Annotated in this window: 7 protein-coding genes; all 7 read right to left on the bottom strand. The window is 31.8% G+C overall.

What is annotated here, in order from left to right; genetic code table 11:
- Positions 1–83: 83 nt before the first annotated feature.
- The 7 genes from AADI82_RS08715 to AADI82_RS08685 all read right to left on the bottom strand — a co-directional run bounded on the left by AADI82_RS08715 (position 84) and on the right by AADI82_RS08685 (position 14,555).
- A complete protein-coding gene (locus AADI82_RS08715; RefSeq protein ID WP_341216058.1) occupies positions 84–554 on the bottom strand; it encodes a hypothetical protein in 471 nt (156 codons plus the stop codon).
- A 152-nt stretch (positions 555–706) separates the two neighbouring features.
- On the bottom strand, positions 707–3,118 hold the full coding sequence (locus AADI82_RS08710; RefSeq protein ID WP_341216057.1) for a thiamine pyrophosphate-dependent enzyme: 2,412 nt from the start codon (positions 3,116–3,118) through the stop codon (positions 707–709).
- Positions 3,119–3,287: 169 nt separating this feature from the next.
- Entirely contained in the window at positions 3,288–6,119 is a 2,832-nt protein-coding gene (locus tag AADI82_RS08705; protein WP_341216056.1) for a metalloprotease, read from the bottom strand.
- A gap of 107 nt (positions 6,120–6,226) precedes the next feature.
- Complete coding sequence (locus tag AADI82_RS08700) at positions 6,227–6,916, bottom strand: TIGR00730 family Rossman fold protein (RefSeq protein WP_341216055.1); 690 nt, start codon at positions 6,914–6,916, stop codon at positions 6,227–6,229.
- An 88-nt stretch (positions 6,917–7,004) separates the two neighbouring features.
- Entirely contained in the window at positions 7,005–9,836 is a 2,832-nt protein-coding gene (gene uvrA, locus AADI82_RS08695) for an excinuclease ABC subunit UvrA (protein ID WP_341216054.1), read from the bottom strand.
- A gap of 110 nt (positions 9,837–9,946) precedes the next feature.
- Positions 9,947–11,281 (bottom strand): vanadium-dependent haloperoxidase, encoded by a 1,335-nt coding sequence (locus tag AADI82_RS08690; RefSeq protein WP_341216053.1) that lies wholly within the window; start codon positions 11,279–11,281, stop codon positions 9,947–9,949.
- Positions 11,282–11,291: 10 nt separating this feature from the next.
- Positions 11,292–14,555: a VCBS repeat-containing protein gene (locus AADI82_RS08685; RefSeq protein ID WP_341216052.1), complete on the bottom strand. Its 3,264-nt coding sequence runs from the start codon at positions 14,553–14,555 to the stop codon at positions 11,292–11,294.
- Between the last annotated feature and the right edge of the window lie 85 nt (positions 14,556–14,640).

Here is a 14,640-nt window from a genome sequence, read left to right as displayed (position 1 = left end):
TTTGGATATTTAAACAATTTTACTCGAAGTCTTTTTTAAACCAACTTGAGCTTTATCATTTTAAAATATAAAGTTTTAACAAGTTATAAATCTTCAAGCATCAAATTATAATCGTATTGCAAATCTTCATGTAATGTGGTAATAATCTTTTTTGTTAAAATAACTTGCCGGTTATATGTATTTTGTAATTGTGTGCTATATTTTATGCTAGGTGAAAAACCTTTTAGTTTCTGACAAAAGTAGAGTAGTAGCTCGACTTCTGTTTCTTTTTTTTGCGAATAACGAACGTACTTTTTTATGTTTTTTAAAATTTTTCGGACACTTTTTCTAATATAAAAATAACTTTTTATGTTTATAAGTTCAAACTCATCATCAATATAGTTTTTAACCGATTCTATATAGTTGTTTTCATCTGAAGATTCAAACAATAAATAGGTGAGTAGCTCTTTGTTTTCTTTTTTAAAACGCGATAACCGCAAACAAAGTTCCATTAGTTCATCAGAAGATTGATGCTGTAATTCTTTTTTTATAACTGTTACTGAAACGGCTTTCATTTATTTTTCATGATTATGAGATTTAATTTCATGAGGTTTCTTATCGCTCTTTCAAAATGACAAGTTATTGAATTTTTAAGTGAATTTAGATTTAAGATAAATAAAAACCTTTCTGCTATGAAAAAGAAATTTAATACCTATTATGTTTTTACTTATCTCAGTTTTGGATAATCTTCAGGGTTTGCTTCATGCATAACATCATAAACCGCTTCAAAAATATCTTCTGCTGACGGTTTTGAGAAATAATCACCATCGTTACCATAAGCTGGTCTGTGTGATTTTGCTGTTAAAGTTTTTGGTTGGCCATCTAAATACTGATATGCATTTTGAGTATTTAGTATTTCGTTTAAAATATAGGCTGAAGCACCACCAGGAACATCTTCATCTACAACTATAACACGATTGGTTTTGGATATGCTTTTAACGATATCGTGATTTATATCGAAAGGCAATAGGGATTGTACATCAATTACTTCAGCGTCAATCCCAACCGATAGTAATTCTTTTGCAGTTTCTTCAACAATACGAAGCGTAGATCCATAAGAAACTAATGTAATATCTGTACCCGTTTTTATGGTTTCAACTACACCAATAGGCGTTTTTATGTCGCTTAAATTGTTAGGCTTTTTTTCTTTTAATCGATATCCGTTAAGACATTCAACTACTAATGCTGGATCATCTCCTTGCAAAAGTGTATTATAAAAACCAGCAGCCTTAGTCATGTTTCTTGGTACTAAAACATGAATACCACGAACTAAATTAAGTATGCCACCCATTTGCGAACCCGAATGCCATATGCCTTCTAGTCTGTGTCCGCGTGTTCTTAAAATTAAAGGAGCTTTTTGCTTTCCTCTTGTTCTGTAATGTGTTGTAGCCAAATCATCGCTAATAATTTGTAAGGCATACATAATATAATCTAAATACTGAATTTCGGCAATAGGGCGTAAACCACGTAGTGCCATACCAATACCTTGACCAACAATGGTAGCTTCTCGAATTCCAGTATCAGCAACTCGAAGTTCACCATACTTTTCTTGTAAGCCTTCTAAACCTTGATTTACATCGCCAATGTTACCTGTATCTTCTCCAAAAATAAGAGCTTCTGGGTAGGTGCTAAAAATGGTATCAAAGTTATCTCGTAAAATTATGCGACCATCTACTTGAATAGCATCATCGTCATAACTTGGCTTTACTTCATCTATAAGGCGTGTAGATTTTTCGGTTTCAGAATATAAATGTGAGCTAAATTTTGGCTGTGCTTTTTCAAATATATTATTTATCCAATTTGCAAGTTGTTGTTTAGTGTCATTGGTTTCACCTAGGGTAAGCCTTAGCGATTTTCTTGCTTGAGATAAAAGATCTTTTCTAGTAGGTTCGTCAATAGCAGATAAATTTTCTGCTATCTTTTTAATAAAAATACCATTTACGCTAGTAGAAGCTAAATTATTTAAAATGGAAATTAGCTCTTGTTGTTCTTTTTTAATTGGTCTTAAAAAAGTTAACCATGCTTTCTTTTTTGCTTCTCTTACTTCCTTTTTTAAATTGCGTTCAATTTCTGTAAGTGTTTCGTTGGTTGCGATACCGCTTTCAATAATCCACTCTCGCATTTTTAAATTGCAATCTTGTTTACTTTCCCATTCTAAACGCTCAGGAGATTTGTAGCGTTCGTGAGACCCTGAAGTTGAATGCCCTTGAGGTTGTGTTAATTCTGTTACATGAATTAAAACAGGAACATGCTCTTCTCTTGCAATAGCAGAAGCTTCTTGATAGGTTTCTATGAGGTTTGCGTAATCCCACCCTTTTACACGCAATATCTCATAGCCTTTGTTGTCGTTATCGCGTTGAAATCCTTTTAATATTTCTGAAATATTTTCCTTTGTAGTTTGGTGTTTTGCATGTACAGAAATGCCATACTCATCATCCCATACACTAATAACCATAGGTACTTGCAAAACGCCAGCAGCATTAATCGTTTCAAAAAACAACCCTTCGCTAGTACTTGCATTACCAATAGTTCCCCATGCTACTTCATTTCCGTTATTAGAGAATTTATTAGTATTAATACCTTTTACTTGTCTGAAAATTTTTGAAGCTTGTGCTAAACCTAATAAACGTGGCATTTGACCAGCGGTAGGAGATATGTCTGCACTGGAGTTATATTGTTTGGTTAAATCTTTCCAATTTCCATTATCATCTAAACTATGTGTTGTAAAATGACCTCCCATTTGGCGGCCAGCAGACATAGGTTCTATTTCCAAATCTGTATTAGCATAAAGTCCAGCAAAAAATTGCTCGATGCTTAACTCACCTATTGCCATCATAAAAGTTTGGTCTCGGTAATAACCAGACCTCCAATCTCCTTTTAAAAAGGACTTTGCCATAGCTAATTGTGGCACCTCTTTTCCGTCTCCAAAAATACCAAACTTTGCTTTCCCCGTTAATACTTCTCGTCGACCTAATAAACTACATTCTCGACTTTTTACAGCAATGGTATAATCGTTTAAAACTTCTGCTTTAAAATCGTCGAAAGAAATGTTGTTTTTCAAATCAGGAATTGTTTGCATTTATAAGGCTTTTACTTTTGCAAAAGTAGTTAAATTTTGTTGTTTTTGCAATTATTACAAGTAGAATCAAATTGAATAATTCTTAAAATTTCAGATAATATTTAATGCGAATTACTAATAATTTATTAAAAACTTATATTTAATAAAAATAAATCAATAAATTAACATTTTAATACCAGCGCCTTCTGAATAGTCCTAATAAAGATTGTGGGTCTACGGTGAACTTGAATCTTATTTTTTGGTCGTAATTTGGTTGACCTATTTCCCAACCAAGATTAGAATATATGGGTAAATAAATTTCAAAATAGTCGGTAACTAAATTAATTCTAATTCCAGAATCGTAAACAAAATTGGCTTTATTAAATTTGTTTTTAACAAAACCAACGTCACCATATACTAAAATATATTTCCAGAGTGTTGTACTAGCATTTAATGTGCTAATCCATTGATTAGCAAACGGGGTTTCTAGCTTAGATTTGAAGCCACCTTCTGCAGTAATATATTGCTGACTAAATATTCCACTAGCTTCAGATCGACCTAAATAGCCATAATCAAATAAATAATCGGTTGGTCTATCTAATGCAAAACTAAAATAATCAGAGGCAATATCTGTTTTGTTGCTTAAAAAAGCACCAGTGTAAAATCGTAAATTTAACTGTCGGTTACTTTCAAATAAGCGTCTGTATTCATAGTTAAATGATGCTTTGCTAAATGTTTTAGCAATCTGTAAATCGGTAGACCACTTACTGAAATTTATTAAATTATCGTTAGAGTTTAAATAATTAACATTAAATATATTGTAATTGGGTTCGGTAGTATTTAGTATGTTGTTAACATCTTCATCGCGGTTAATATCTAAATATCTAAACTTTAATCGTTGTCTTTTATTAGAACGAAAATCACCATCATTTCTAAATAAAAAGGTAACTGAAGGAATTATTTTTCTAACAAACAAATCGTTTGCGTACGATGAGTAACTGCCTCTAATGCCATAATTTATGGAGTATAGATTGCTATTTTGTAAGTAATGTGTAACTGATACAGCTGCTGAGCCCGTTAAGGATTTTGATTTTAAAGCGTATCGTGGTTCAATTTTATAATTAAAATGTTTTCTAAGTAATGTTGTGTTGTATGCTCTTAAACCAAAAGTAAATCCATCGTAAATATTATTAAACTCTGCTATTGGCATAAGGAAGACTTGGTTATAATTCGGGTCTTCAATATCTTTAAAAAGCCTAAATTGAAAAGGTTTATTGTTGAAGAAAAAGCCTTTTAGCGATTTCCAATTATCTCTTAAATTAAGCTCAGGAATAACTTGGTTGTAGTTTAAAACTAGCTTGTTGGCATTGTTTTTTGGAATGGTAATGGTTTTACTTTTTGTAACATTTTCTATCCAAGATTTAGAAACAATACTATCATTATTTAAGGTGTATAAAGAAATAGGCATACTATTATTTCTCTTATTTTTAATAGTTAATGTTATAGAATCCTTAGTCTTTTTTACATCTTTAATTTTAAAATCAATCTTAGCGCGCGTATTTAGATAATCATTAAAAAACCAATTAACATTTTTTGATGTTTTAGTTTTTAAATAATTTTCAAAGGCTTTTGGAGATGTTTGTTTAAGTTTTGTTTCCTCTAAAAACGATTTAATGGTTGTTTCCAAAATATTAGAATTAATAAAATCATCTAAATATTTAAGACCAACACCTGCTTTATATTTGTTAGCTATACTGGTATTAAACTTTAACAAGGAATCTTTTGACATTGTTAATGGCTGATCTCTGTTGGTTCTTGCCATCGTCATAAAAGCAAAAGTATATTTATCGTTAAAAGTCATGTCTGCTGCATGAAATGAACGGATACCCCAAAAATCTGCTAAAGAGCCTAAAAATTTCATATCTGGGTAATAGGCTTCTACATAATTCATTAAATAATAAATTTGTAAACCATCAATTAGCCATTGTTCTTTTCTTGGGTTAATTAGAAGTGTGTTTTCTAAATAATTATTAAGTGCGACTTTTAAGAGCTTTAATTCGTATTGAAAATTATTTGGATACAGCTTGATAAAACTTGGAAGAAAATTTAAGCCATAAATAGGATCTTTATTATAATCAATATTGGTTAAAAGTAATTTTTCATGTGGATAATTGCCTAGATTTTTAAAAAGAAATTTTGTGACTTTTTCTGTTATTAGAACCCGATCTAAAAGTTCTAATCCGTCATCATTTATATTTGAAATTATTGATAGTTCCTCAGACTGTATAGTTTCAAAATTTGAAGCTTTACTTAAAAATAATTTATTGTTAACTCTATTTTTTCCTTTTAGTTTAATTAATTGTTTATTAGATAGTTGCTTTATTTTACTTGAATTTAATTCTGAAGTAATAATATATCCTAGTGGGTAGGTGATTTCAAAATTTAAATCCGCTTTTGGAATAAATAAATCGTCTAAATTTTTATTGCTATAATATTGCCATTCACCATTATAAACTGCAGGTGTTATATACCAATATCTTAAGTTTAAATCTCCCGATTCAGAAATACCATAATCTGTAAATTTATCTTTAGGGATTTGTACAATATATTCTAAATGTATGGTATATGATTCACCAGGTTTTAAAGGTGTTTTTAAATCGACTTTTACAATGTCTATTTGTTTTTTTAACTGATTAAAAACTAAAGGCTCATTATTTTGTTTTATTGAAGTAATTACTGAATAGCCTCTATCTTCATTTTTAGCGAGATGGAATTGGTTGTCGTATTCTTCAGCAAATCGAATAGCAAGTGGTGTTTTTTTAGTTGAATAACTATTATTCCAATCATTTAGGTAAATAGATTCTAGCTCATCTTGCGATGTGTTTTGATATTGAATAGTTTGTGATATGGTAATTTTTCTGTTTTCAATATCAAAATCGGCTTTTAAGTCAATTTTATTTTGACTAAAACTTATGATACTTGTAAGTAAAAATGTAAAGCAGAAAAAAAGACGTAACTTCAATTTATTTATAACATTAATAAGGTTAATAACAATGTAAGGCGCTGCAATATAATAAAATATAGTGTTTAGTTAGTCGTAAAGTCTTTAGAGTATAAAGGATTTGGTTGTTAAAAATTCGGACTAAAATCTGATTCTTTATAAAAAGCATCCAATATTTCAATTATTTCTTCTTCTGTATCTACTAAGTGAATTAAATCTAAATCTTTAGCAGAAATATTTTCGAATTTATTTAATAAAGTTGTTTTTACCCATTCTAATAGCCCTTCCCAAAAATCTGTACCCACTAAAATAATGGGGAATTTTTCAATTTTGTGGGTTTGTATCAACGTTATAGCTTCAAATAATTCATCTAAAGTTCCAAAACCACCAGGCATAACTACAAAACCTTGAGAGTATTTAACAAACATAACTTTACGAACAAAGAAATAATCAAAATCTAGGCTTTTATCCGGATCTATGTATGGATTGTCGTGTTGTTCGAAGGGTAAGTCAATATTTAACCCAACTGAGGTTCCTCCACCTAAATGTGCTCCTTTATTACCAGCTTCCATAATACCTGGTCCACCACCAGTAATAACACCGTAACCTGATTCTACAATACTTTTAGCAATACTTTCTGCTAGCTTGTAATACTTATTGTCTGGTTTCGTTCTTGCTGAACCAAATATAGATACACATGGGCCAATTTTGCTAAGTTTTTCATAGCCATTAACAAACTCCCCCATAATTTTAAAAATAGCCCATGAATCGTTTGTTTTAATCTCATTCCAGCCTTTATGGTGTTTTTCACTTCTCATATCTTAATGCTATTTTTTTGTTTTGATTTGAAAGTATCTCATTTATATTTCAAAAGTTTTAAATCTCATTTATCTTTTTACAAACTTGCTAAGTTAATTCTTTTTTAAGAAATTTAGCAGTATAGCTTTTTTTATGTTTTATAATATCTTCAGGAGAGCCTTCAACAATTATTTGTCCACCACCTTTTCCACCTTCGTAACCTATGTCTATAATATGATCGACAGTTTTAATAACGTCTAAATTATGTTCAATAATTAATACAGTATTACCTTTGTTTGCAAGTTTGTTGAGTACAATCATTAAAACTCTAATGTCTTCAAAATGAAGTCCAGTAGTAGGTTCATCTAGAATATAAAAGGTATTTCCTGTATCACGTTTACTTAATTCGGTTGCTAATTTTATACGCTGAGCTTCTCCACCTGAGAGTGTTGTACTTTGTTGTCCTAATGTAATATAGCCCAAGCCAACATCTTTTATGGTTTTTAGTTTGTTGAATATTTTAGGGATATGTTCAAAAAACTCAACAGCTTCATTAATCGTCATATTCAATACATCACTAATTGACTTTCCTTTATAACGAATTTCTAGGGTTTCGCGATTAAAGCGCTTACCTTGACATGTTTCACATTCAACATAAACATCTGGAAGAAAGTTCATTTCTATTACTCGTAATCCACCACCTTTACAAGTTTCGCAACGTCCGCCAGCAACATTAAAGCTAAAACGACCAGCTTTGTAGCCACGAATCATTGCTTCTGGAATTTTAGCATACAAGGCTCTTATTTCACTAAAAGTTCCTGTATAGGTAACCGGGTTACTTCGTGGTGTCCGTCCAATGGGTGATTGGTTTATGTCGATAACTTTATCAATATGCTCTAAACCTTTAATGCTTTTATAAGGCATAGGTTTTTTAACGCCATTAAAATAATAGGCGTTTAAAATAGGGTAGAGCGTTTCGTTGATTAATGTGGATTTTCCGCTACCAGAAACACCAGTAACACCAATCATTTTGCCTAAAGGAATTTTTACCGAAACATTTTTTAAGTTATTTCCTGTGCAGCCTTTAAGCTCTAAAAACTTGCCATTTCCTTTACGGCGTTTTTTGGGGATTTCAATTTCTTTATTGCCGTTTAAGTAATCGGCTGTAAGTGTATCGTGTGTTTTTAATTCGTTAGGATTTCCTATACTAATTATTTCGCCTCCATATTTTCCTGCTTTTGGACCAATATCAATTACATAATCGGCACGTTCTATCATATCTTTATCGTGTTCAACTACAATAACAGAATTCCCAATATCTCGTAAAGATATGAGAGAGTTTATTAGCTTTTCGTTATCACGTTGATGTAAACCAATACTAGGTTCGTCTAAAATATAAAGTACGCCAACTAGCTGTGAGCCTATTTGTGTTGCCAAACGAATGCGTTGAGCTTCTCCACCAGATAAGGATTTAGAGCTTCGATTGAGTGATAAATAATTTAATCCAACATCCAATAAAAATTGAAGTCTGGATTTAATTTCTTTAACTACTTCTTCACCTATTTTCAATTGCTTTTCTGATAAGTGATTGTGTAAATTGTTAAACCAATCTGCTAATTCAACAATATCAGTATTAGCAAGTTCAGCTATATTTTTATTATTTATTTTGAAATAAAGCGACTCTTTTTTTAATCGAGAACCTTCGCATATTGGACACTTAATTTTGTCCATATAATCTTTTGCCCAACGTTTTAGTGACCGAGATTCAGCTGTTTTGTATTGATTTTCAATAAAATTGGCAACACCTTCAAAATCTATTTTATAATCTCGGGTAACGCCCAAAGTTTTACTTTCGACTGAAAATTTTTCGTTACCACCATACAAAATCATTTGTTTAGCTTCCTCAGGGATATCTTTATAAGCATCGGTTAATTTAAAATCGAAACGTTGGGCAATGTTTTCGAATTGTTTAAAAATCCAAGATTTTTTTTCTGGACCATGAGGTGCTAATGCGCCTGCTTTTATAGAAAGCGACTCATCTGGAATAATTTTATTTTCATTGACTTGATACAACTCGCCAATACCGTTACAGTTTGAACAGGCACCTTTTGGCGAATTGAATGAAAAATTATTGGGTTCTGGATTCGGGTATGAAATTCCAGAAGTAGGACACATTAAATTCCGACTAAAATATCGTGTTTCTTGAGTGTCTTGGTCAATTACCAACAAGACATCGTCACCATGATACATGGCTGTATTTATGGTTTCTGTGAGACGTTTATCGTTATCTGCCGTATCATCAATTACTAGTCTATCAATAACAATTTCGATGTCGTGGGTTTTGTATCTATCGAGTTTCATGCCTTTCACAATATCTCGAATTTCCCCATCGGTTCTTACTTTTACAAAACCTTGTTTGCCAATTTGCTCGAACAATTCACGGTAATGCCCTTTTCGAGAACGCACAACGGGAGCTAATATATTAATACGCTTTCCATTAAAATCACTTATTATGAGTTCTTTTATTTGCTCGTCGCTATAGCTTATCATTTTGTCGCCAGTGTTGTAGCTATAGGCATCACTGGCACGAGCAAAAAGTAAGCGCATAAAATCGTAAATCTCGGTAATTGTACCAACGGTAGAGCGTGGTGACTTGCTGGTTGTTTTTTGTTCTATGGCTATTACTGGTGAGAGTCCGTCAATTTTATCGACATCTGGTCGCTCTAATCCGCCTAAAAATTGTCTTGCATAAGCCGAAAAAGTTTCAATGTATCGACGTTGCCCTTCAGCATAAATGGTATCGAAAGCTAAAGAAGATTTTCCGCTACCAGATAAACCCGTAATGACTACCAGTTTTTCACGAGGGATAGACACATCTATGTTTTTAAGATTGTGTACTCGTGCGCCTTTTACTTCAATAAATTCTTCGAAATTGCTCATAGAAATGCAAAGTTGCGAAGATACAATTTTTAGATGTTAAATTCTTGTGAATTCTTATTCAGAAACATAAGTTTTCGAAATAATTATATAGGCAACAAAACGAAATGACTCTAGTTTTTCATTTGCAGACGTTCGTTCACTAAATCGCCAACTTTTATACCTTGACCTATGCCTATTTCGACTGCCGCTCGATAATGAATACCGCCATACATTCTACTTATTGCTGCTTCTTGAGCGGCGGCATTAAATGAAGAGAATGGTCGTATTGGTAAGCCATATATTGTTTCAGTATCATCTAAAAAATTAAAGTTATCTCCAAAAATATTAGTTAATACAGTTGATGCAGCACCAGAGACTACTGAATGTCCGCTTGTGTATTCAGGAAATGGAGGTGTTTGCAATATGGGTTTCCAATCGTCATCTAAATACTTGTTTATAAGTGTTTCTGGTCTTACTAGATTGCTTCGGTATTTTTCGTCCCAACAGCTAATAAACGCATCAGCAATGGCAATAGACGTTTTGGTATAGGCAAAAATAGTTCGATTGAAATCAGCATTTTCAGTTTTGCATGCAATTTTGGTAATACCAATCCAATGTGCACCTGGTGTTATTTTTTTTACAGCAAACATTAAATGCCCACGTGTAACCGAAACATACGGATTGCAATCCCAAAAACGAGCTATTGATACTTCTTCAGATTCATCGCCATCTTCAGTTATTTGGTTGCTAATATCATAAACTTCTTTAAGCTCTTTGTAAAAATCTGAATCTTTTTCCATTGAAAATATAGGTGGAGGAACAGGCTTAAATTGAGCCGAAGAATCTATAATAAATGGGCGTATTTTACTCCAATGTGGTTCTAAACCATCCATATACGAAGGCGGTGTAGGTTGCCATCGTTCTTCATTTTCTGGATCAATATCGAATTTTGACATGGTTCGTGTTTGACTGTAATTATCTCCATTCATCCAATCTCCTATAAAATTAGCGACCTGAAGCCCGTAATCTTTTGAAGCTTCAAATTCCAATTTGTTTTTAGATTCCCAAACTTGGTATAAGCTATCTCGAAAGGTTTTAATAAGTTTTTCAGAAAAAATTAACCGTTTGCTTACATCTATATGAGCGATTAAAGCTGCTAATTGATAATTGATGTTTTTTGCTTTATCTGATTTAGGAATACTTTTTAAATGATTTATTTGTCCTTTTAATGAATTATAAGAGGTGTCATTTTGAGCGACTATTTCATAAGCTGCAATATTAGGGTAGGCAAAAATTCGGCTTGCCACTGGTGGTGAAAAAATATCGTGTACCATAATTTCTATAACCTTATCAACCGATGCATGAAAATCGTTAGGTGTTATAACAATTGGTTTTGAATTTTCTTGACAAGACACCACAATTAGCCCTATTGAAATCAGTAAGAATGATATTTTTTTTAATTTCATATAAAAAAAATTACTTTATAAGTTTGTAAATCTGAACTTTGTCGTTGTTTATTGTTGTTAATAAATATGGTTTTTTATTCAAATGAATAATGCTTAACTTCTTAATGGCTTTATCGCTAAAATCGAGTCCAATTTTATTACCTAAAATAATATCATTTTCATTTTTTATGAGCGCTCCAGGAAAAGAGTCGAACTTACCATGAAAGGGTGTAACGCCAAAATAATTTCCTGCAGCCAATACTTCATCTTTACCATCAGAATCAAAATCAAAACTTAAAAAAGAGGTAATAGGAGATACTTGCAATTCGTTTTTAAAAGGCACGAATGTAAAACGATTGTTCTCATTTTTAAGATACCCAGAACGAAGCTCATCAACTTCTAAAACTGTTGCTTTTTCAAGTAGTTTTTTACTTAAAATAGCTTCAATTGGCTTTCCTGCAAAATCTTTATATGCTGTAAAAATTTTATGCAAATTCACCATTTGACCTGCAAGTTCATCTAACCCAAGTAATGGATAATATGCTCCATTTTTGTAGGAGCAAACTATGGTTTCTGTACGTCCGTTTCCATCAAAATCGGAATGATACATGCGCATTGGATGTTCTGATGACGCTCTAAATTTCGAATTCGTTCCCCAATTTCCTAAAAGATAATCTGTATCACCATCGTTATCAATATCAAAAGGCTCAATGTTTCTCCAAAGTCCTTTTAATTTTGAATCAAGAAGGTTTTCTTCAGTAAAAACACTATTGTTATTTTTGAAGAATTTTGGAGCCATCCATTCACCAACAACAATTAAATCAACTTGTCCGTCTTTATTAAAATCGTCCCAAATAGCATCTGTAACCATGCCAGCATTTTGCAATGCTTCATTTTCTAATATCGAAAAATTTCCATTATCATTTTTTAAAATATACGAGTTGGGAATATTTCCAAAATCATTTGACACGGAGTTACTACCTATAAAAATATCTAAATCATTATCGTTATCAAAATCATTTGCAACAATTACCGAAGCATTTTCGTAAAACTCTGGAAACTTTTCGCTTTTAAAATCTTTATTAGTTTGAATAAAATAACTATCGAGTAGTGGTTTGGCTTTATTAGAATAATCTGCACCACCAGAACCAACAATTACATCATTTTTACCATCGTTATTAAAGTCTGCAATAATAGCCTCGACATCTTCTTTTATGGAATCGTTTGCAAAACTACTTATTCTGTTTTCGATAAAAGTAGTGTCGGTTTGAAAAAACACTTTTGATGCTTTTTGTTTTGAACCACCAAAGTAAATATCATCTTTTCCATCATTATTCAAATCTCCAATTACAACTGCTGGCCCACGATCTGAAACACGATACGGAATAAGTTTTTGCCTGTTAAAGTCGAGATATTTGTCTTCAACATGTGTAAAATCAACACCTAAATTATTATCTATTTTTTTAAAGAGTTTTTTTGATTTTTTTAGTAGAGAATTATAGTTAAATGGTTTTGTGTCACTAGGTTTTATGGTCAACGTTTTGTTTAAGGCAACGTTTTTTATAGTTTGGTAGGTTTTATTTGGCCATATTATTTTAAGAGAATCAATAGTTCGAATATCTCCAAAACCAAAATGAATGATAGGTTCTGATGACGATTGAAACCCTCGTGCGGTGTATAGTTCTTTATATTGAAGCTTATCTTGATTATACGCAAAAACTTTGGTGCCAATTCCGAAAGGGTTTGGCTTTTCATAATTAAATTTCAGTTTAAGGTAACTGGTTTTATTTGTTGGTTTATTATTGGTTTGATTAACGTAAAGCGAAACTTTTTCATTAAGATTACTAACTACAATATCTAAATCGCCATCATTATCTAAATCGCCTAAAGCTGTTGCTCCAGAAACGAGTTTTTCGTTAGGAATCCATTGTTCAGAGACATCTTCAAACATCAAATTTTTGCTGCCTTTAAACATGTAATTGCTAACTTTACCAGAAGGCATCGCATCAAGTGATTCTTGATTCATCAATTTAGAATCATTTATATTATTTTGAATTTTAGCATTTGAAAAAAAGTTTGTAAAATCTAAATCATTTGGTCTTTTTAAAATGCCATTGGTTATAAAAATATCTTGTTCACCATCTTGATTATAATCTGCAAAAAGGCAACTCCAACTCCAGTCGGTAGCCGCAACTCCACTCAATAGTCCAGTTTCTAAATAGTTTGAGTTTTGCTGATTAATATGCAACATATTTCTGGTGAATTGATAGTGATAACCAAACATAAGTTTCCTTACGCTTTGGGTTTGCACGTTATCATCGCCTTGCGAAGATTTTAAAACCACTTCATCTTCAGGAAGCATATCTAAAGTCATAATATCTGGCCAACCATCATGGTTTATATCTGCGGCATCATTTCCCATAGAAAATCTACTCGCATGCCCAAAATAGTCTCTTAATTTTTCAGTAAATGTACCGTCACCATTATTTATATAATAATAATCATCTTCATAAAAATCATTTCCTACATAAATATCTGGATATGCATCTTGATTAAAATCTGCAATAGTAACCCCTAATCCGTAACCGCTAATACTGCCAATAATACCAGCTATTTCGCTTACGTTGGTAAACGTTCCACCATCATTTCTCAGCAATTTATCGCCTGTTTTAAAATTTCTTTTTTGGCGTAAATGAACACCTTTATAAGAGTCATCCGTATGCACTGCGTGGTTTAAAAGGTAAAGATCCAAGTCGCCATCTAAATCGTAATCTAAAAACGCTGCCGAAGAACTGTAAGAATCATAATCTAAAATATATTGTTTAGCACTTTCGGTAAATGTTTTGTCGCCGTTATTTATGTATAGTTCGTTATGTCCGTTAAAACCATTTAAGCCAACAACAGCACAAACGTAAATATCTAAAAGTCCATCGCCATTAACATCGCCCATAATAGCACCTGTATTCCAAGTGCTGTTTCCACCAACTTTGGCTTTGTCTGTAATATCTTCAAATTGTAAATTCCCTTTATTTAGGTACAGTTTATTCTTTACTTGATTTCCAGAAAAGAAAATATCTGGTAAACTATCGTTATTTATATCGCCAATAGCAACACCGCCACCGTTGTAAAAATAGATGTAATCAAGAATGTTTAAATCGTTGGTTTCAGTAATGGTGTTTTTAAAGTTAAGTCCTGTTTTTTGAGAAGTCGCGCTAATAAACAACTGGTCTTTTTTTTCATTGCACGACACAATTAAAAACCCAATTAATACTATTATTAACTTGAAATTATTCATTTAAATAAAAGATTTATAAATTATAAAACACATTCAAACACTACATCGAAATACATCGTAGCGAAGATACGTTTTTTGCTTATAA

It is taken from the genome of uncultured Wocania sp., assembly GCF_964021735.1.
Classification (GTDB): domain Bacteria; phylum Bacteroidota; class Bacteroidia; order Flavobacteriales; family Flavobacteriaceae; genus Wocania_A.
The sequence above is the reverse complement of the archived record's forward strand: the minus strand, read 5'-3'. Positions and strand labels throughout refer to the sequence as shown.

Coding starts and splice junctions, on each gene's coding strand:
- AADI82_RS08715 (WP_341216058.1), bottom strand. CDS start 554: ATGAAAGCCGTTTCAGTAACAGTTATAAAAAAAGAATTACAGCATCAA.
- AADI82_RS08710 (WP_341216057.1), bottom strand. CDS start 3,118: ATGCAAACAATTCCTGATTTGAAAAACAACATTTCTTTCGACGATTTT.
- AADI82_RS08700 (WP_341216055.1), bottom strand. CDS start 6,916: ATGAGAAGTGAAAAACACCATAAAGGCTGGAATGAGATTAAAACAAAC.
- uvrA (WP_341216054.1), bottom strand. CDS start 9,836: ATGAGCAATTTCGAAGAATTTATTGAAGTAAAAGGCGCACGAGTACAC.
- AADI82_RS08690 (WP_341216053.1), bottom strand. CDS start 11,281: ATGAAATTAAAAAAAATATCATTCTTACTGATTTCAATAGGGCTAATT.
- AADI82_RS08685 (WP_341216052.1), bottom strand. CDS start 14,555: ATGAATAATTTCAAGTTAATAATAGTATTAATTGGGTTTTTAATTGTG.